This is a genomic window from Mesorhizobium sp. M6A.T.Ce.TU.016.01.1.1 (genome assembly GCF_003997065.1).
In the GTDB taxonomy this organism is placed as follows: Bacteria; Pseudomonadota; Alphaproteobacteria; order Rhizobiales; family Rhizobiaceae; genus Mesorhizobium; species Mesorhizobium mediterraneum.
Genome location: NZ_RZTJ01000010.1, coordinates 107,027 through 125,564 on the forward strand (window position 1 = coordinate 107,027; position 18,538 = coordinate 125,564).

Sequence of the window (18,538 nt, forward strand, 5' to 3'; positions counted from 1 at the left end):
TTCTGAGCGGCAACCCTAAAGCTGCGAGGCAGAAACGAAAAGCCGGCGGTCGTTGGACCACGGGCGTCGAAAGGTAAAAAAAATGCCGCCGTGGTGGAGGGGGAACCACGGCGGCCTTTACTCGAAACGATGCGGCAGCCCGGAGAGGGGGGATAGGCTGCCGCAAGTGTCCGGGATAGGCGGGGGACGGGCCTTGCTCCGGACTTCGGCGAAAAATGCCGATGGCGTTTATCTGTGTCTCCGAACGTGGCGATTCAAGGGCACGAAGATTACACTTTTGTAACATACCCGTGATCCGATCGACTTGTCAGGGATGTTGCGGGAACCGGTGGTTGAGGCCGCCTTTGGCATGGACCACGGCGCTGCGCCGCGCTATCCCTTCGTCCCATGAAAAAAGGCGATCATCTCTTCCTTGTCGACGGCTCCGGCTACATCTTCCGTGCCTATCACGCACTGCCGCCACTGACCCGCAAATCCGACGGGCTGCCGACCAGTGCCGTGCTCGGCTTCTGCAACATGGTGTGGAAGCTGACGCAGGACGCCCGCAACACCGATGTCGGCGTGGTGCCGACGCATTTCGCCGTCATCTTCGACTATTCGTCGAAAACCTTCCGCAACGATCTCTACCCCGAATACAAGGCCAACCGCTCGGCGCCGCCGGAGGATTTGATCCCGCAATTCGGCCTGATCCGCCAGGCGACCAGGGCCTTCAACCTGCCTTGCATCGAGATGGAAGGCTTCGAGGCCGACGACCTGATCGCCACCTATTGCCGGCTTGCCTGCGAAGCCGGCGCCGACACCACCATCATCTCCTCCGACAAGGACCTGATGCAGCTGGTCGGCGCAACGGTCGGCATGTACGACCCGATGAAGGACCGCCAGATCGGCATTCCCGAAGTCGTCGAGAAATGGGGCGTGCCGCCCGAAAAGATGATCGACCTGCAGGCGCTGACCGGCGATTCGGTCGACAATGTTCCGGGCGTGCCCGGCATCGGGCCGAAGACGGCGGCGCAATTGCTCGAGCAGTTCGGCGACCTCGACGGGCTGCTGGCGCGCGCCGGCGAGATCAAGCAGGACAAGCGTCGCGAATCGATCATCGCCAATGCCGACAAGGCGCGCATCTCGCGTGAACTGGTGACGCTGAAGAACGACGTGCCGGGGATCGGTGGGCTCGATGATTTCGTGTTGCACCCGCCCGACGGGCCAAAGCTGATCGGCTTCCTCAAGACGATGGAATTCTCCTCGCTGACCCGCCGCGTGGCGGAAGCGACCGGAACGGATGCGGCTGATGTCAAGGCCGTTCCCGTCATTATCGAGCGCGCCGACACCGCGCATGGTCCCGATGTCGGGTTTGGAGTGCCGGCAGCCGCCGAAAGCGCGGCAGGCACAGTGACAGACGAAGCCGGGGAAGCGGTGCCGGCCACCGTCAAGGTGGAACCCAAGGAAGGCGACACCCCTTCGCTTCTCTCGGCGCTTCGCTTCGAGGACGCCACCGCCAGCAAGATCGACACCAGCGCCTACGTCACCATCCGCGACACAGCAGCGCTGAAGGCGTGGGTGGCCGAGGCGATGGAGACCGGCATCGTCGCCTTCGACAGCGAGACCACCTCAGCTGACCCAATGCAGGCCGAGCTGATCGGCCTCTCCATGGCCACCGCGCCCGGTCGCGCCGCCTATGTGCCGCTCGCCCACAAAAGCGGCAACGGCGACCTGCTCGGCGGCGGAGTGGTCGAAAACCAGATTCCGATCCGTGAGGCGCTTGGCATTCTGAAGCCGCTGCTGGAGGACAGGTCGGTTCTCAAGATCGTTCAGGAGCTGAAATACGACCTCGTCGTCATGAGCCGCCACGGCATCGATATCGCCCCCTTCGACGACACCATGCTGATTTCCTACGTGCTTGATGCAGGCACGTCCGGCGGCCACAGCATGGCGGCTCTCTCGGAAAAATGGCTCGGCCACTCGACCATTCCGCTCAAGGAACTGGCCGGCTCGGGAAGGAGCTTCGTCGGCTTCGACCAGGTCGATATCGACAAGGCAACGGCCTATGCCGCCGAGCACGCCGATGTGACGCTCAGGCTCTGGCGGGTGCTGAAACCACGGCTTGCCGCCAAGGGCCTCGTCTCGGTCTACGAGCGGCTGGAACGGCCGCTGGTGCCGGTGCTGGCAAGGATGGAGCAGCGCGGCATCTCCGTCGACCGGCAGATCCTGTCGCGGCTCTCCGGCGAACTGGCACAGGGCGCCGCGCGGCTAGAGGATGAAATCTACCAGCTCGTCGGCGAGCGCATCAATATCGGCTCGCCGAAACAGCTCGGCGACATCTTGTTCGGCAGGATGGGCCTGCCCGGCGGCTCCAAGACCAAGACCGGCCAGTGGTCGACCTCGGCGCAGCTCCTGGAAGACCTCGCCGCCGAAGGCCACGAGCTGCCGCGCAAGATCGTCGACTGGCGCCAGCTGACCAAACTAAAATCGACCTATACCGATGCGCTGCCCGGTTTCGTCCATCCCGATACGAAGCGCGTCCACACCTCCTACGCCCTTGCCGCGACGACGACCGGCCGGCTGTCGTCCTCCGATCCCAATTTGCAGAACATTCCGGTACGCACGGTCGAGGGGCGGAAGATCAGGACGGCTTTCATCGCCGACAAGGGCAACAAGCTGGTTTCCGCCGACTACAGCCAGATCGAGCTGCGTGTGCTCGCCCATGTCGCCGAGATCCCGCAGCTCAAGCAGGCGTTTGCCGACGGCGCCGACATCCACGCCATCACCGCGTCGGAGATGTTCAACGTGCCGGTCGAGGGCATGCCCTCGGAAATACGCCGCCGCGCCAAGGCGATCAATTTTGGCATCATCTACGGAATTTCCGCCTTTGGCCTGGCCAACCAGCTCTCGATCCCGCGCGAGGAGGCGGGCGCCTACATCAAGAAATATTTCGAGCGCTTCCCCGGCATCCGCGACTATATCGACGCAACCAAGGCCTATGCCCGCGAGCACGGCTTCGTCGAAACGATCTTCGGCCGCCGCATCCATTATCCGGAGATACGGTCGTCGAACCCTTCAATCCGTGCCTTCAACGAGCGCGCCTCGATCAACGCACGCCTGCAGGGCACCGCCGCCGACATCATCCGCCGCGCCATGATACGTATGGACGACGCGCTGCAAAAGGCGAAGCTTTCCGCCCGCATGCTGCTGCAAGTGCATGACGAGCTGGTCTTCGAGACGGTGGAAGCGGAGGTCGAGGCGACGATCCCCGTCGTGCGCCATGTGATGGAGAACGCCGCGATGCCGGCGGTCTCGATGTCGGTGCCGCTGCATGTCGACGCCCGCGCCGCCAACAATTGGGAAGAGGCGCATTGAAAGTGCGATGATCGTTTTTGTCGCTGGAGACCTGCTTGCAGCAGAGGAAAACTACATCGCCCAAGGGGTGGCAGAAGGCAATCAAGAGGGCCTTGGTACCGGACTTGCACTGAAGATTTCGAGGAAGTGGCCAAATGTGCAGGCCGCGTTCAAAAAACACGCTCGGACTGGCAAGTTTACAGGTGGTCAGCTTTGGACGTCAGAGCCAGACGGCGACCAGCCAGGATTCATCTATTTAGCAACGCAACCGGATATGTACCACGCCACGCTTCCCTACCTGCGCAAAGCAATTCGCGGGCTTGCTAAATGGGCCGACAGGAACTCGGTGGAATCCGTTGCCTTGCCGAAAATCGGCTCAGGACTCGGCAAACTATCCTGGCAGGACGAGGTAAGACCCCTGCTTGTCGAGCAGCTGGCACATCGGACCACGCGGTACGTGGTCTATGAGACTTTCTTGAACGAGTTCGAAAACGCCACAACGCCGCCGCTGAAGTAGAGGCGCCTCAAGCCGCCTTGGCCAGGCACTTCGCGCACGTCCCGCGGAACTCGATCACCGCCTTCTTGGCGGCAAAGCCGGTCGAGCGCACCCATTCGTCGAGCCGGTGTCCGACATCATGGTCGGAAAATTCGGTCACCTGCCCGCAAGTGTCGCAGATTGCAAAGGCGGTCATCGAATGGCTGTGATCGTGCGGCTCGGCGCAGGCGACAAAGGAATTGAGACTTTCGAGCCGGTGCACGAAACCGGACTTCACCAGCGTGTCGAGCGCGCGATAGACCTGCAGCGGTGCGCGGAAGCCCCGCTCGCGAAGCTGGTCGAGCAATGTATAGGCGCTGAGCGGACCGCTGGCGGCCTCGAGTTTCTCGAGCACGCACAACTGGTTTTTCGTCAGCACATCCCTTGCCGCCATGATTCTGTATCCAACCCGTTCGCGCCGCTCGCACGTCATTTCCGCATGCAAGCGGCTTCAATTCTATCCAGATAGCGACGAACGGGCGTTTTTGCTACTGTTTCTGTGCCGGCATGGCCCAGAAGTCGGCCAACTCCGGGCAGGCCAATTTCGAAGCAGACATTGGCGGGCCCGAGCAATGAAAACGGCGGGAGCGTTCCCCGCCGCACCTGCTCGGCTATGCGTTGCCAGTCACTTCCGTAACGTATCACTTCCGTGGAGGATCATTTGCGTGGCGGACCCTGGCGCTCGGCGGAGGCGGCCCACAGATTGATGTCGGCTTCGCGTGCGTAGGTGTCGATTTCGGCGAGTTCGGCATCGCTGAAGTCGAGCACCTTCAGCGCGCCAACGCAGTCCTCGACCTGCTCCGGCCGGCTGGTGCCGATCAGCGCCGAGGTCACCCGGCCCTTGCGCAGCACCCAGGCCAGCGCCATCTGCGCCAGCGTCTGCCCGCGTCGGCCGGCAATCGCGTTCAGCGCCTTGATGTTGGCGATGGTCTTGTCGTTGATGAAGGCCGCCTTCAGCGACTTGCCCTGGCTGGCGCGGCTGCCCTGCGGGATACCGCCGAGATATTTGTCGGTCAGCATGCCTTGCGCCAGCGGCGTGAACACGATCGAGCCGACGCCGAGCCCCTCCAGCGTATCGAGCAGACCGTCGTCCTCGACCCAGCGATTGAGCATCGAGTAGCTCGGCTGATGGATGACGCAAGGCGTGCCGAGCTGCTTCAATATGTCGGCGGCCTCGCGCGTGCGCTGCGAATTGTAGGAGGAGATGCCGGCATAAAGCGCCTTGCCCGAGCGCACCGCGTGATCGAGCGCACCCATCGTTTCTTCCAGCGGAGTATCGGGATCGAAGCGGTGCGAATAGAAGATGTCAACATAATCGAGCCCCATCCGCTTCAGGCTCTGGTCGAGGCTGGCCAGCACATATTTGCGCCCGCCCCATTCGCCGTAGGGTCCGGCCCACATCTCATAGCCGGCCTTGGTCGAGATGATCAGCTCGTCGCGATAGGAGGAGAAATCCGTCCGCAGGATTTCGCCAAAAGCCGTCTCCGCCGAACCGGGCGGCGGGCCGTAATTATTGGCGAGGTCAAAATGCGTGATGCCGAGATCGAAGGCTTTGCGCGCGATCGCCTGCTTGGTCCGATGCGGCGTGTCGTCTCCGAAATTGTGCCAGAGCCCGAGCGAGATCGCCGGCAATTTCAGGCCGGATCGCCCGCAGCGATTGTAGATCATTTTCTCGTAGCGGTTTTCGGCGGGCACATAGGGCATGGAGATCCTCAAATCAAAAGCGAGCCCGGCAGTTGCCACCGCGAAAAAGGGTGAGTCGGCTCTGCCCCTCACCCTTAGCCTCTCCCCGTTTCTATGGGGAGAGGGGTCGACGGTAAACAGCACGTGTCGCAATCACTGAAGCGCTTACCCTATTTCTTCTTCGCCAAGAGCCCTTCCGCATCCTTGACGCCCAGTGCCGCAGGCCGTTCGCAGGTGGTCTGCATGGCAACGAACTTTCCGCTCGCGCCCGACCGCAACATGCCGGTCATCACATCGACGGCATGCAGCGCCAGTTCCATCGAGCACCGATGCGGCCGGCCTTCCGCAATCGCCAGTGCCATGTCGGCGAGACCGGCGGTGCGGTAGTTGGCCATCATGCCATGCGAATGCATCTGGTTGGGCACGCCGAACGGATGCTTCCATTTCGGCAGCTTCTTGACCGGCTTGGCGGCGTCGGTGACGCGAACGTCGCCGCCGAAGAAATTCGGATCCGGCAAGAACACCGTGCCCAACTCGCCGTAGAGCTCCATCGGCGCATGGCCATGGCTCCACACGTCCCAGCTGGTGTTGAGCGTCACCACGGCGCCATTCTCGAACTCCATCACGCCGTGGATCGTCGTCGGCGTGGCGACCAGGATTTTTTCGCCCGCGCGAGGCTTGGACGAGATCGTGCGCTCTGTCTTCGGGATCGAAGCGAAGGCTGCCACCTGCTTCACCGGCCCGATCAGCTGGATCAAATTGGTGATGTAATAGGGTCCGATATCGAGCACCGGACCAGCGCCAGGCTGGAAGAAGAAGTCCGGATTGGGGTGCCAATGCTCCATCCCATGGCTCATCACATGGCATGTGCCGCTGGTGATCTTGCCGAGCTTGCCAGTGTCGATCAGGTTGCGGACAAGCTGGTGCGCGCCACCGAGGAAAGTGTCGGGCGCCGAGCCGATGCGCAGTCCGTCTCTCTCGGCCAGCTTCTTCAGGTCGAGTCCTTCCTTGACCGATAGCACGAACGGCTTTTCCGAATAGACGTGCTTGCCGGCATCGAGGATCTGTTTCGACACCTCGTAGTGCACCGCCGGAACGGTGAGGTTGACGATGATGTCGATATCGTCAGCCTTGAGCAGCCCTTCGACTGTCTCGGCGCGCAGCTTGAACTCCTTCGCTCGCGCCTTGGCCGCATCCATGTTGATATCCGCGCAGGCGCGCATCTCGATGCCGCGAAACAGCGGCGCAAACGAGAAATACGCCTTCGAGATGTTGCCGCAGCCGATGACGCCGATCCCAAGTTTTTTTGCCATGCTGGTTTGCTCCTAATAGGTCTTGGCTGCTGCGATCGAGCGGCGGGCGAAGCGCTCGATGTCGTTGGGGTTGTCCTGTTCCATGACGTAGTATTTGGCGGCGCTCTTGGCGCGCAGCGCCTTGATCAGACCAGCCCAGTCGATCGTGCCGTGGCCGACATCCGACCAGCCGTCCTCGTCGAGCCCCTCGCCGGGCTTGGCAATGTCCTTGACATGGACGGCGGCGATGCGTTTGCCATACTTCTCGATCCAGGGCAGCGGATCGTCGCCGCCGCGCACCACCCAGGCCACGTCCATCTCCCAGCCGATGTCGGGCGCTGCCGCCAGGATATGGTCCTGCGGCACCGAGCCGTCGGCAAGCTTCTTGAACTCGAAATCATGGTTGTGCCAGGCAAAGCCGTAGCCGGCTTTCTCAGCCGTCTCGCCGACCTTGGCCAGGCGTGCTCCGAAGCCGCGCCAGCCGGCCGCGTCGGTCGGCCTGAGCTCGGCGACCAGATAGGGGCAGATGAGCAGCGTGATGCCGAGCGCGTCGGCGATTTTGCGCACACCGTCGAAATCCTTCTCGAGCGCATCCATCGAGAAATGACCGGTCGGCATGGTGAGACCGTTCTTGTCGAGTCCGGCACGAAATGCCTTGGGGTCGTCATAGACGCCGCCGAACCCCTCGACTTGCGCATAGCCGAGCTCGCCTAGCATCTGGAGCACCCCTTCCCAGGGTTGGAAATTGCGGGCGCTGTAAAGTTGGAATGACCAATTCATCGTCTCTGTCCGTTCTCTGGGGGATGGATGTGTTTGAGGTGAAATTCTTGGGAATGAGGTTTTGGAGAGTTAAAGGCGGGTACCGGTTGCGGCGTCGAACAGCGAAGCGCGCGTCGGATCAAAACCGATGCTCACGGTGTCGGCGTTGTTTGGCGTGCGCTCAGATGTCACCCGCACCGTGAAATTCTGATTTCCGAGCTTCAGCCAGACCAGCGTGTCGGAACCCATGGGCTCGACGACCACGACATTTGAAATGGCTGTGAACGGCCATCCAGCGCCGCTGTTGAACGCGACATGCTCGGGCCGGATACCGAACACGGCCGCTCCCGGCACGGGCTCCTTTTCGAAAGCGTAGGTGGCAAGCGGGATCCGCACATCCTCCACGGCGAAATACCAGTTGCCCTCGTCCTTCTCCAGCCTGCCGTCGAGGAAATTCATCGCCGGCGAGCCGAGGAAGCCGGCGACGAAACGGTTGACCGGGCGATTGTAGATCGTCTGCGGTGCGTCGAGCTGCTGGATCACGCCGCCCTTCATCACCGCGATGCGGTCGGCCAGCGTCATCGCCTCGATCTGGTCGTGGGTCACATAGATCATGGTGTTCTGCAGCTTGCTGTGCAGCAGTTTGATTTCGACACGCAGCTCCGCCCGCAGCTTGGCGTCGAGATTGGAGAGCGGCTCATCGAAGAGGAAGACATCGACGTCGCGCACCAGCGCCCGCCCGATGGCGACACGCTGGCGCTGGCCGCCCGAAAGCGCCGACGGCTTGCGTTGCAGCAGCGGCTCGATCTGCAGGATCTCGGCGGCCCGCGCGATGCGCTTGGCGATCTCGTCCTTGGCGATGCCGGCGACGCGCAGCCCGAAGGACAGGTTCTTCTCCACCGTCATCTGCGGATAGAGCGCATAGGACTGGAACACCATGCCGATGCCACGGTCCTTGGGCTCCTCCCAGGTGACGTTCTTGCCCTTGATGAAGATGCGGCCGTCCGAAACGTCGAGCAGGCCGGCGATGCAGTTGAGCAAGGTCGACTTGCCGCAGCCGGACGGCCCGAGCAGCACGATGAACTCGCCCTCGGCGACATCGATGTTGAGCGTCTCCAGCACCGACACTGCGCCGAAATTCAGCGACAGGTCCTGGATTGAGACACTGGGATTCTGGATTGAACCAATGGGATTTTCCATTCTTGTCATCATCATCCTTTCACCGCGCCGGCGGCGATGCCACGCACGAAGAGCTTGCCGGAAACGAAATAGACGACGAGCGGCACCAGGCCGGTCAGGATGGTGGCGGCCATGTTGACGTTGTATTCCTTCACGCCCTGCACCGAGTTGACGATGTTGTTGAGCTGCACCGTCATCGGATAGGTGTCGGGGCGGGTGTAGACCACACCGAACAGGAAGTCGTTCCAGATGCCGGTCACCTGCAGGATGATGGCGACGACGAAGATCGGCAGCGACATCGGCAGCATGATACGGAAATAGATGCCCCAGAAGCCGGCGCCGTCGACGCGCGCCGCCCGGAACAGTTCCTCCGGCATGGAGGAAAAATAGTTGCGGAACAACAATGTCAGGATCGGCATGCCGAAGATGGAATGGACGATCACCAGGCCGCTTAGGCTGCCGTAGAGGCCGACTTCGCGCAGGATGATGACGATCGGATAGATCATCACCTGATAGGGGATGAAGGCGCCGACAATCAGGATGACGAAGAAAGTGTCGGCCCCCTTGAAGCGCCAGTTGGCGAGCGCATAGCCGTTCACGGAAGCGATCGCGATCGACAGGATGACCGACGGAACGGTGATGCGCACCGAATTCCAGAAGCCGCGCGAGAGCCCGTCGCAGTTGAGGCCGGTGCAGGCGCTGGACCAGGCCTTCACCCAAGGCTCAAAGGTGATCTCGAGCGGCGGTGAGAAGATGTTGCCGAGGCGGATCTCCGGCATGCCCTTGAGCGACGTCACCACCATCACATAGAGCGGCAGGAGATAGTACAACGCCACCACGATGAGCGTGCCATAGAGGAAGATGTTGCGGCGCGAGAACACATGCCGCGGCTTCGGCCCTCGCGGCCCGGATGCCTCAAGCCCGATAGAGCCCGTGCCGGCAGGCAGGGAAACGGCATGGTCAGACACGCTTCTTGCCTCCGAATTCGAGATAGGCCCACGGCACGATGACGACCACCACCGACAGCAGCATCATGGTCGAGGCGGCGAAGCCCTGGCCCAGGTTCTGGGCGAAGAACATGTAGTCATAGACATATTTGGCCGGCACTTCGGAGGCGATGCCGGGACCGCCGCTGGTCTGGGCGACAACCAGGTCATAGACCTTGACGATGCCGGCAGCGATGATGACCAGCGCGGTGATGAAGACCGGGCGCATCATCGGGATGATGATGAAGAGGTAGGTCTTCAGGGTCGGTATCCCATCCACCCGCGCGGCCTTCCAGATATCCTCGTCGATGCCGCGCAGGCCCGCCAGCATCAGGCACATGATGAGCCCCGTGCCTTGCCAGAGCGCGGCGATCAATATGCCGTAGATGACGATGTCGGAATTGTAGAGCGGATCGAAGTTGAAGCTCTCCCAGCCGAGGCCGCGCACCACCCCCTGGATTCCGAACTCCGGATTGAGCAGCCATTGCCAGACAAGGCCGGTGACGATGAACGAGAGCGCGAAGGGATAGAGGAAGATGGTGCGGAACGTGTCCTCGAAGCGGATCTTCTGGTCGAGCAGCGCCGCCAGCAGGAAGCCGATCACGAGAGAGAACACCAGCGACAGCACGCCGTAGACCAGGAGGTTCTCAATCGAGACCAACCAACGCGGCGTCGACCATAGCCGATAATACTGGTCGAGCCCGACGAAGTTCAGCCGCGGCAGCAGCTTCGAATTGGTGAAGGAATAGAGCACCGTCCACGCGCTGCCGCCGACGAAGATCACCAGCGCGGTGAGGACCATCGGAATAGAGGCAACCTTGGCGTTAAGGTTGCGGAAGAGTTGATTGGGGCGTTCGCTCTTGCTCATCTGCACAGCCGGGCTGGATCGGGTAAGGGCGGGAGGGTCAAGGCCGAAGGGTTAGGGCCTTGACCCTGAGCTCCCGGCCCCGCGGCGGGCCGGGAGCCAGCGGTTCGTCGATCGTCAGTCCGCTGAAGCGACGATGTCGGCGAAGCGCTTTTGCGCTTCTTCCACGGTCATGTCCGGCTTGGCGAAGAACTCGGAGAAAAGGTCCTCTTTCTGCTTTTGGGTGTCCTGCGACAGCAGCTGGTCCGTCCAGGGCATCACGCTGCCCTTGGCCAGGATGTCGAGCCCTTTCTTCATGCAGTCGTTCGCGGCCTTGAGGTCGATATCGCCGCGCACCGGCAGCGAGCCCTTCTTGAGATTGAAGGCGACCTGCGTCTTGGGATCGAGCAGCGTTTCGGCCAGCGCTTCCTGCGCCTTGGATTTTTCAGCGTCCTGCAGCAGCGGGAAGTAGAAGGCATCGCCGCCGGTGGCGATGACCTCGTTCAGGCCAAGGCCGGGAAGACACGTATAGTCCTTGCCGGCGGTCTGGCCGGCAACCTGGAACTCGCCCTGCGCCCAGTCGCCCATGATCTGGCCGCCGGCCTTGGCGGAGATGACAAGATTGGTGGCCTGGTTCCAGTCCTGCACATTGGTGTTCTTTGCCATCTTGCGGGCATCGTCCGCGGCCTTGAACACCTTGGCGACCTCGGGCCCGGCGGCGAATTCCGCATCCTTGTCGCGATAAACCTTCAAGAAAGTGTCCGTGCCGCCGACCGCCGTGAGCAGCACATCGAAGGCGCCCGAGGATTGCCAGGGCTGCCCGCCGAGCGCGAGCGGTATGATGCCTGCCTTCTCCAGCGCGGGCGCAGCTGCAACATATTCATTCCAATTCTTCGGCACCGGCACACCGGCCTTTTCGAAGGCCGCGTTCGACAGCCACAGCCACTGCCAGGAGTGAATGTTGACCGGCACGCAATAGATCTTGCCGTCGAGGGTGCAGCCGTCGAGCAGGCTCTTCGGCTGCACGATTTCCGCCCACTTGTCCCTGGTGGCGAGATCGGTCAAGTCCCGCATCAGACCGGCCTGCACCAATTCTTCCGCTTGCCGGCCATGGTTGAACTGGGTGGCGCCCATCGGATCGCCGCCGGTGATGCGGCTGATCATGATCGGCCGTGCCGTGCCGCCGGAGCCGGCGATAGCGCCGTCGACCCAATGATTACCTGTCGCGTCGAATGCCTTGGCGAACTCGGCGACCGCCGCCGCTTCGCCGCCCGAAGTCCACCAATGGGTGACTTCCAGATCCGTCGCTGCCGCCGGGCCGGCGAATTGCAGCGCGGTTGTCACCGCCAACGCAGCGGTCATGACTTGGTATCGCATTTCGGCTCCTCCCAGAATCTGAAACGTTACAGATTTTCGATACGGCAATTGCGTTGGGCGTGCAACCCCCGAAATAGGAGCGGCTCGATATTTTTTCGAGCCGCGAACAAATCCGCATGCCAATTTGCCGGCGGTTGCGTCGCAGCAAGACAGGTTGCATTGCAAAAAATAGTGCTGCACGCATGAAATTCGGCCAAATTCTGTTCCCGCTGGCAAGCCCTTGCCAACGTCCAACGACTTTGCCTCGAATGAAACGTCGCGCGTGCAGAGAACCTGCCCCAAACCGCTGCGCGATGGCAAGTGACAATCTGTAACGTTTCAGTGTATAGGATGTTCACCAGGCGGAGAGTCGCTGGCGAGCCGCAATCCGCCGATTGCCGGCCTGCACGGCAACTGCTATGCGCCTGACGGGCGGGGTGAATGGACAGACATCGAACGGAAAAGGACGACGAGGCGTCGGGACAGGGCCGGCCGACGCTGAAGACGCTTGCCTTCATGACCGGGCTGGGCGTCACCACCGTGTCGCGGGCGCTGAAGGACGCGCCCGAAATCGGCGCCGAGACCAGGCGGCGCGTCCAGCTCGTCGCCAAGCAGATCGGCTACCGCCCCAACCGTGCCGGCGTCCGCCTGCGGACCGGAAAGACCAACGTCATCAGTCTCGTGCTCAACACCGAGCACGAGATCATGAGCTTTGTCTCGGACATCATTTACGGCGTCTCGGAAGTCATCGCCGACACGCCCTATCACCTGATCGTCACGCCCTATTCGCGCTCGCAGGATCCCCTGGACCCGATACGCTATCTGGTGGAAACCGGCTCTGCCGACGGCGTCATCATTTCGCGAACCCAGCCGAATGACCCCAGGGCCCGTTACCTGCTGGAGCGCGGCATCCCCTTTGCCACGCACGGCCGCACCGATATGGGGCTGATCCACCCCTATCATGATTTCGACAACTACGCGTTCGCGACCGAGGCTGTGCGCCACCTGGCCGGCATCGGCCGCCGCAGGCTGGCTCTGCTGGCACCACCAGTCGAGCTGACCTATCACCGCCATGCGCTGAACGGCTTTACCGATGCGCTGAGCGAGGTCGGCGCCAGCGAGATCCCGTTCAACACCGTTTCGATCGACCACTCCATCGAGCAGATCAGGATGAGGACCGCGCAGCTGATGCGTCGCGACGTCAGGCCGGATGGCTTCGTCAGCAGCGCCGCCGCCGCAACACTCGCCATCGTCGCCGGCATCGAGGACGCCGGCCTCAAGCTCGGCCGGGACGTCGACGTGGTGTCCAAGCAGTCGTCGGACCTGCTGCATCTGTTCCGCAGGGAATTGCTGGTCGTCAACGAGGACTTCCGGCTGGCCGGCGCCGAGCTCGCCCGCTCCGTGCTGGGCTGGATCGGCGGCGCGGCACCTGGCTCCCTGCAAAGCCTGAGCGTGCCGACTGAGGTCCTGGCCTATCGCCGTCCCGACTAAAGCGGGATACGTTCAAATTGAACTGGGCATCCGGCTCCATCTATTTGCCTTAGCCGCATTTCTGCGACGCCAGTGATTCCACTTGCCTGCAAAAAACGCGCTGCTGACTGGCAGCCTTGGGGCCGAAAGCGCCTGTCTGCTTTTTGGCGTCGAAACGCGGATAGCGGTCACTCCGACGGGACCACCGTTCGGATGGCACACGCACCGGATTGCAAATCAGCTGCAACATCAATGATTTCAACAGAGGCTGCGGCCATCGACGATCAGCCTCGCCGGATAGCCCTCCAGGATCTCGACCACGGTCGCTGGATCGCAGATGCAATCCACGTCGGCCACGAAGGCCGGCTCATGCGAGACCGGCATACCTTCGCCCGTCCGGCCCGCTGTGGTCCTCGTCTCGCCCTCCATGAAAGTACGAACATAATTTAATCCTTGCTTTGCGACTACCAAACGGCTATTGTCGTACGAACGTAATTCAAAACTTCAGGAGCTCATGATGACAACAACTCCGCAGGTTGCGCTCGTAACAGGCGCCACCTCAGGCATCGGCAAGGCCACAGCGATCGCCTTGGCCGCCGCAGGTTTCCAGGTGATCGGAACCGGCCGCAACACCGCGCAACTCACCGCCCCCGCCGGGGTGACCTACCTCGACCTCGACGTGACCAGCGACGAATCGGTCGCCTCAGCGGTCAAGCAGGTGATCGATCGGTTCGGCCACATCGACGTCCTGGTCAACAACGCCGGCGTTGGCACAACCGGCGCAGCCGAGGAGTTCTCGATTACCCAGACGCAGGACATCTTCGACATTAACGTCTACGGCATCATGCGGACGACCAAGGCGGTCCTGCCGCACATGCGCGTCCAAGGCCGCGGACGCATCATCAATGTCTCCTCCCTCAGCGGATTCGTCCCCAGCCCGTTCATGGCCCTCTACGTCTCGACCAAGCACGCGGTCGAAGGCTACTCCCAATCGCTGGACCACGAGGTTCGCGATTACGGCGTCCGGGTCCTGCTCGTCGAGCCCGGCCCGATCAACACTCCGTTCGCAGGCCACAGCGTGGAGGCCGACACCCCCATGCCGCTCTACGCGGCGGGACGGCGCAACTACGACGAGCTGCTGGAGAAGAACCTCAGCAGCGGCGACGACCCCGCCGTCGTCGCCAAGGTGATCGTCGCGGCGGCCACCGACCGGAACCCAAAACTACGGCGCACCGCCGGTACGACCGCCCGGATCATCAACGCGGTGCACCGCGTCGCCCCGGCCCGGATCTTCGACCGCGTCATCCGCAGATTCAACCGGATGCCGAGCTGATCGCTGCTTAGATCCACTGACAACTGACCAAGACATAGCGGTATCCGGAGCGCGAAGCCCGGTTGAGATGGAGGAACGCATGGTGCGTTACACGAAAGAACACAAGCAGGAGACAAGGCAGCGGATCGTTGCGACGGCCGGTCGACGGCTCAAGCGGGACGGTATCGACGGCTCCGGAGTCGCGACGCTGATGAAGGACGCGGACCTGACCAACGGCGCCTTCTACGCCCACTTCGAATCCAAGGACGGCCTCGTCGCGGAGGCGGTCACCGACCAACTGCACACACTGCACGCGAACATCGTCGAGCTGGCGGAGCCCGGCCTGGCCGGCCTCGAACAGATCGTGCGCTGGTACCTGTCGGCCCACCACCGTGACAACCCCGGCGACGGCTGCCCCAACGCCGCCCTGCTCGACGAGATCGGGCGCAGCGCGGACGCAATCAGGCAGGCGTACACCGACGGCGTGCTGGTCGTCATCGACGGCCTCGCCGCCCGCATGGCACCCGAAGATCCGCCCTCGGCCCGCGTGAAGGCGCTCAGCCTCCTCGGCCTGATGGCCGGGACGCTACAACTCTGCCGCGCCCTGACCGACCGACAACTCTCCGACGACCTCCTCGAGCAGGGCCTCCGCAACGCCCTGGCCCTGGTGGACGCCGAGCTCCGACCATGACCCTCATTTCTGTGACAAGCCCCGGCACACCCGGCGACGTCGCCCTCCATCAGACAGGAACCACGATGACCGAGCAACCCTTCAACCCACAACTGCGAGCCGCGCGGTTCCTTCCCCGCACCATCATCACCGCCGGAACGCTTCCCGCGCTCCGTGTCCTCACCAAGCTCACCGGGATCACCCGGCGGCCGGACGCGCAGGTCGTATCCGTGGACGCCAACGTGTCGGTACACGTCTTTCGCCCGGCTTCGGCCCGGCCTCGGACTCCTGCACTGTTGTGGATCCACGGCGGCGGAATGGTGCTCGGCGACGCGGCGCAGGACAGCGCCTTCTGCCGCCTGATCGCCGATCAGCTCAACATCGTCGTCGTCTCGGTGGAGTACCGGCTCGCGCCCGAGCACCCGTTCCCGGCGCCGCTGGAAGACTGCTACACCGCGCTGCAATGGCTCGCCGGCCAACCCGACATCGACCCCGCACGCATCGCCATCGGCGGCGCCAGCGCCGGCGGCGGTCTGGCCGCCGCGTTGGCGCTGCTGGCGAAGGAACGCGGCGAGATCCGTCCGGTCCTGCAACTGCTGTCCTACCCAATGCTGGATGACCGGACCACCACCCGCATCGACATCGACCCGCGGCGGCTCCGCCTCTGGAGCCCGGCCAGCAACCGGTTCGGCTGGCGCTCCTACCTCGGCCCAGCCACCGCGGACGGCAACGTGCCCCCGCTAGCCGCGCCGGCCCGCTATGACGACCTCTCCGGCCTGCCGCCCGCATGGATCGGCGTCGGCACCAACGACCTGTTCCACGACGAGGACGTCACCTACGCCCGGCGACTGCAGCAGGCCGGCGTCGCCAGCACCCTGCACGTAGTGCCCGGCGCCTACCACAACTTCGACGCCATCGAAGCGAAAGCCGCCATCTCCCAGGCCTTCGTCAAGGCCCAGACGACGGCACTGGACGAAGCACTCAACAGCGGCTGAACGGAACTCCGATGACCGCGCCCAAGGCCGGCCATGCCTGCACCACGCTGCATGTCGGCAGGTCACCGGCAACTTTCACGGCAGCCTCAAGGCGACCCAACCGGCCGAAATGTAGCGCAGTCCCGACATCCAGATGGCGAACCGCCGGACCGGCCCGAGAACTCCCAACGGCGCGCTTGAGATCACCCGCGCGCGGCTCTACTAGTCCGAAAACCTCACGCTCACGCCGCGCTGCCGAAAATAGGCCTGCATCAACTTGCGCCCCGAGCGGTTGTTCTGCGCCAACTTGGTCGGATCGAACACCGCCTGTTTTATCCCTTCTCGTGTCAGCGCCGCTTTAAGCGTCGCGATATGTGCGTCGATGTCGGCATTGTCCGCCCGCAGCGAGGCATAGATACTTTCGGTCGCCTGGGCCACGGTCGGTTCGCTCACAGGTGTCGTCCTTTGGTTGGTTGAGCGGCGGCTTACCACAGATTCGCGGCTCCGCCGATACCGATGAGACGGTCAATCGTCTCTACCGGCATAGCAGGTTCCTGGCGCGACCCGACACCCAGTTGGTCGCTGGAGATGTCTGCTTTCTGGCAACCGCAAAATTGGACTCTAGGTCCAAGTCGCGGCGCTAACCCGCCGCTCCGCTCCCCCACGGGCCATGGAATGCACCCGGCTCGTCGATGCGCTCGAAGCCGTGCGCTCCGAAGAAATCGCGCTGCGCCTGGATTAGGTTCGAGGTGCCGCGGCCCTGGCGATAGCTGTCGAAATAGGCAAGCGCCGAAGACAGCGCCGGCACTGGCGAACCGGCCTCCGATGCTCGCGCCACGATGCGCCTGAGCGATGGATGCGCCTCCTGCATCATCGTGATGAAGGCCGGCGCCATCAACAGATTGGTCGAAGCGCCACCGGCGCCAAGGGCTTCTGCCATCGTGTCCAGCATTTGCGAACGGATGATGCAGCCGGCTCGCCAGATCTTGGCGATGGTCGGCATTGGCAGGTTCCAGTTGAATTCCTTCGACGCGCCGCTCATCACCGCGAAGCCTTGCGCATAGGCAGCGATCTTGCCGGCGAACAGCGCCAGTTCGAGGTCGTTGAGAAGAGCGTCCTTGTCTCCGGCAATCTTGGTCACGCCGCCATTGCCATAGGCATTTTGGGCGGCCAGGCGCTCGTCCTTGATCGACGACAAGACGCGCGCCGCCACCGCCGCCTCGATCGCTGTGGCCGGAATGCCGAGCTGCTGCGCCTCGATGACCGACCACTTGCCGGTGCCCTTCTGGCCGGCGCGGTCGAGGATGATGTCGACCATCGGCTTGCCGGCCTTCCGATCGTCGGCGGCCAGCACCTTGGCGGTGATCTCGATCAGATAGGAGTTGAGCCGGCCCTTGTTCCAGCCGGCAAACACTTGTGCGATCTCCTTCGGCCCCATGCCTAAGCCGTCGCGCAAAATGCCGTAGATCTCGGCGATCATCTGCATGTCGGCATATTCGATGCCGTTGTGGATGGTCTTGACGAAATGCCCGGCGCCATCGGTGCCAAGCCATGCCGCGCAGGGCTCATCCCTGAACTTGGCCGAAATGGCGGTCAGCACCTTTTCGACGCGTTTCCAGGACTCTTCCGTGCCGCCGACCATGATCGACGGTCCGTGGCGCGCGCCCTCCTCGCCGCCGGACACGCCCATGCCGATGAAGGTGAGACCCGAATCGGAAAGCTCGGAGAAGCGTCGCATCGTGTCACGGAAATTGGCGTTGCCGGCATCGATGACGATGTCGTTGGCCGACAGCACGCCGCGCAGCGCCGCGATCTGCTCGTCGACCGGCTTGCCGGCCAGCACCATGATAATGATCGGACGCGGCGGCCGGATGGCGGCGGCGAGTTCCTCCAGGCTGTAGCAGGGCACGACCATGTTCTTCAGCGCGCCGGCATTCTCGACAAAGGCGTCGGTTCGTGCGGCGGTGCGGTTGAAGACGGCTATGCGGTGGCCCTTCTCGGCGATGTTGAGCGCCAGGTTGGAGCCCATCGTGCCAAGGCCGATCAGGCCGATTTCGGCTTTTTCCATCGTTTCTTCCCTGCTTTCGGATCTTTTGTTGAGGCCGCGATTTGGAGCGATGCCCGTTCTTCTTGGGATGCCATTCT

At 62.9% G+C, this 18,538-nt stretch carries 17 protein-coding genes; 6 read left to right on the forward strand and 11 right to left on the reverse strand.

Annotated elements, in window-relative coordinates; all coding sequences use genetic code 11:
• Positions 1-387: 387 nt before the first annotated feature.
• The gene (gene polA, locus EOC94_RS19400; protein WP_127292707.1) at positions 388-3,354 is read left to right on the forward strand and encodes a DNA polymerase I; all 2,967 of its coding nucleotides are present in this window, start codon (positions 388-390) and stop codon (positions 3,352-3,354) included.
• 7 nt (positions 3,355-3,361) lie between these two features.
• On the forward strand, positions 3,362-3,850 hold the full coding sequence (locus tag EOC94_RS19405; RefSeq protein WP_127204943.1) for a macro domain-containing protein: 489 nt from the start codon (positions 3,362-3,364) through the stop codon (positions 3,848-3,850).
• 7 nt (positions 3,851-3,857) lie between these two features.
• Here the strand turns inward: EOC94_RS19405 and EOC94_RS19410 are convergent, their stop codons facing one another.
• The 8 genes from EOC94_RS19410 to EOC94_RS19445 all read right to left on the reverse strand — a co-directional run bounded on the left by EOC94_RS19410 (position 3,858) and on the right by EOC94_RS19445 (position 11,988).
• Entirely contained in the window at positions 3,858-4,262 is a 405-nt protein-coding gene (locus tag EOC94_RS19410; protein ID WP_127204944.1) for a Fur family transcriptional regulator, read from the reverse strand.
• 263 nt (positions 4,263-4,525) lie between these two features.
• Entirely contained in the window at positions 4,526-5,572 is a 1,047-nt protein-coding gene (gene mgrA / locus EOC94_RS19415) for an L-glyceraldehyde 3-phosphate reductase (RefSeq protein WP_127292709.1), read from the reverse strand.
• Positions 5,573-5,721: 149 nt separating this feature from the next.
• Entirely contained in the window at positions 5,722-6,864 is a 1,143-nt protein-coding gene (locus EOC94_RS19420) for a Gfo/Idh/MocA family oxidoreductase (RefSeq protein WP_127292712.1), read from the reverse strand.
• Between the two features lie 12 nt (positions 6,865-6,876).
• The gene (locus tag EOC94_RS19425) at positions 6,877-7,623 is read right to left on the reverse strand and encodes a sugar phosphate isomerase/epimerase (protein WP_127292714.1); all 747 of its coding nucleotides are present in this window, start codon (positions 7,621-7,623) and stop codon (positions 6,877-6,879) included.
• 69 nt (positions 7,624-7,692) lie between these two features.
• Complete coding sequence (locus EOC94_RS19430) at positions 7,693-8,802, reverse strand: ABC transporter ATP-binding protein (protein ID WP_127292717.1); 1,110 nt, start codon at positions 8,800-8,802, stop codon at positions 7,693-7,695.
• Between the two features lie 11 nt (positions 8,803-8,813).
• A complete protein-coding gene (locus tag EOC94_RS19435; RefSeq protein WP_126104858.1) occupies positions 8,814-9,749 on the reverse strand; it encodes a carbohydrate ABC transporter permease in 936 nt (311 codons plus the stop codon).
• Entirely contained in the window at positions 9,742-10,635 is an 894-nt protein-coding gene (locus EOC94_RS19440; RefSeq protein WP_127204949.1) for a sugar ABC transporter permease, read from the reverse strand. The genes EOC94_RS19435 and EOC94_RS19440 overlap by 8 nt, the downstream gene beginning before the upstream one ends.
• Positions 10,636-10,749: 114 nt before the next feature.
• On the reverse strand, positions 10,750-11,988 hold the full coding sequence (locus EOC94_RS19445) for an ABC transporter substrate-binding protein (RefSeq protein ID WP_095488322.1): 1,239 nt from the start codon (positions 11,986-11,988) through the stop codon (positions 10,750-10,752).
• Between the two features lie 420 nt (positions 11,989-12,408).
• Between EOC94_RS19445 and EOC94_RS19450 the strand changes: the two genes are divergently transcribed.
• On the forward strand, positions 12,409-13,458 hold the full coding sequence (locus EOC94_RS19450) for a LacI family transcriptional regulator (RefSeq protein WP_095488321.1): 1,050 nt from the start codon (positions 12,409-12,411) through the stop codon (positions 13,456-13,458).
• Between the two features lie 237 nt (positions 13,459-13,695).
• Here EOC94_RS19450 and EOC94_RS35085 read toward each other — a convergent pair whose 3' ends face one another.
• Positions 13,696-13,821 carry a hypothetical protein gene (locus EOC94_RS35085; RefSeq protein ID WP_281032974.1) on the reverse strand — a complete coding sequence of 42 codons (126 nt, stop codon included), beginning with the start codon at positions 13,819-13,821 and terminating at the stop codon, positions 13,696-13,698.
• 133 nt (positions 13,822-13,954) lie between these two features.
• Between EOC94_RS35085 and EOC94_RS19455 the strand changes: the two genes are divergently transcribed.
• The 3 genes from EOC94_RS19455 (at position 13,955) to EOC94_RS19465 (ending at position 16,414) form a co-directional block, all read left to right on the forward strand.
• Complete coding sequence (locus EOC94_RS19455; RefSeq protein ID WP_348627396.1) at positions 13,955-14,770, forward strand: oxidoreductase; 816 nt, start codon at positions 13,955-13,957, stop codon at positions 14,768-14,770.
• A gap of 79 nt (positions 14,771-14,849) precedes the next feature.
• Complete coding sequence (locus EOC94_RS19460) at positions 14,850-15,440, forward strand: TetR/AcrR family transcriptional regulator (protein ID WP_095488315.1); 591 nt, start codon at positions 14,850-14,852, stop codon at positions 15,438-15,440.
• A 65-nt stretch (positions 15,441-15,505) separates the two neighbouring features.
• Entirely contained in the window at positions 15,506-16,414 is a 909-nt protein-coding gene (locus EOC94_RS19465) for an alpha/beta hydrolase (protein ID WP_126104853.1), read from the forward strand.
• A 201-nt stretch (positions 16,415-16,615) separates the two neighbouring features.
• Here the strand turns inward: EOC94_RS19465 and EOC94_RS19470 are convergent, their stop codons facing one another.
• Complete coding sequence (locus EOC94_RS19470) at positions 16,616-16,846, reverse strand: hypothetical protein (RefSeq protein WP_095488311.1); 231 nt, start codon at positions 16,844-16,846, stop codon at positions 16,616-16,618.
• A 187-nt stretch (positions 16,847-17,033) separates the two neighbouring features.
• On the reverse strand, positions 17,034-18,461 hold the full coding sequence (gndA, locus tag EOC94_RS19475) for an NADP-dependent phosphogluconate dehydrogenase (RefSeq protein WP_127292722.1): 1,428 nt from the start codon (positions 18,459-18,461) through the stop codon (positions 17,034-17,036).
• Between the last annotated feature and the right edge of the window lie 77 nt (positions 18,462-18,538).

Excerpts from the sequence above, each read along its gene's own strand:
- EOC94_RS19450 (WP_095488321.1), top strand. The coding sequence starts at position 12,409 with ATGGACAGACATCGAACGGAAAAGGACGACGAGGCGTCGGGACAGGGC.
- EOC94_RS19425 (WP_127292714.1), bottom strand. The coding sequence starts at position 7,623 with ATGAATTGGTCATTCCAACTTTACAGCGCCCGCAATTTCCAACCCTGG.
- gndA (WP_127292722.1), bottom strand. The coding sequence starts at position 18,461 with ATGGAAAAAGCCGAAATCGGCCTGATCGGCCTTGGCACGATGGGCTCC.
- mgrA (WP_127292709.1), bottom strand. The coding sequence starts at position 5,572 with ATGCCCTATGTGCCCGCCGAAAACCGCTACGAGAAAATGATCTACAAT.
- EOC94_RS19465 (WP_126104853.1), top strand. The coding sequence starts at position 15,506 with ATGACCGAGCAACCCTTCAACCCACAACTGCGAGCCGCGCGGTTCCTT.
- EOC94_RS19455 (WP_348627396.1), top strand. The coding sequence starts at position 13,955 with ATGACAACAACTCCGCAGGTTGCGCTCGTAACAGGCGCCACCTCAGGC.
- EOC94_RS19410 (WP_127204944.1), bottom strand. The coding sequence starts at position 4,262 with ATGGCGGCAAGGGATGTGCTGACGAAAAACCAGTTGTGCGTGCTCGAG.
- EOC94_RS19420 (WP_127292712.1), bottom strand. The coding sequence starts at position 6,864 with ATGGCAAAAAAACTTGGGATCGGCGTCATCGGCTGCGGCAACATCTCG.
- EOC94_RS19445 (WP_095488322.1), bottom strand. The coding sequence starts at position 11,988 with ATGCGATACCAAGTCATGACCGCTGCGTTGGCGGTGACAACCGCGCTG.
- EOC94_RS19405 (WP_127204943.1), top strand. The coding sequence starts at position 3,362 with ATGATCGTTTTTGTCGCTGGAGACCTGCTTGCAGCAGAGGAAAACTAC.
- polA (WP_127292707.1), top strand. The coding sequence starts at position 388 with ATGAAAAAAGGCGATCATCTCTTCCTTGTCGACGGCTCCGGCTACATC.
- EOC94_RS19430 (WP_127292717.1), bottom strand. The coding sequence starts at position 8,802 with ATGGAAAATCCCATTGGTTCAATCCAGAATCCCAGTGTCTCAATCCAG.
- EOC94_RS35085 (WP_281032974.1), bottom strand. The coding sequence starts at position 13,821 with ATGCCGGTCTCGCATGAGCCGGCCTTCGTGGCCGACGTGGATTGCATC.
- EOC94_RS19460 (WP_095488315.1), top strand. The coding sequence starts at position 14,850 with ATGGTGCGTTACACGAAAGAACACAAGCAGGAGACAAGGCAGCGGATC.
- EOC94_RS19440 (WP_127204949.1), bottom strand. The coding sequence starts at position 10,635 with ATGAGCAAGAGCGAACGCCCCAATCAACTCTTCCGCAACCTTAACGCC.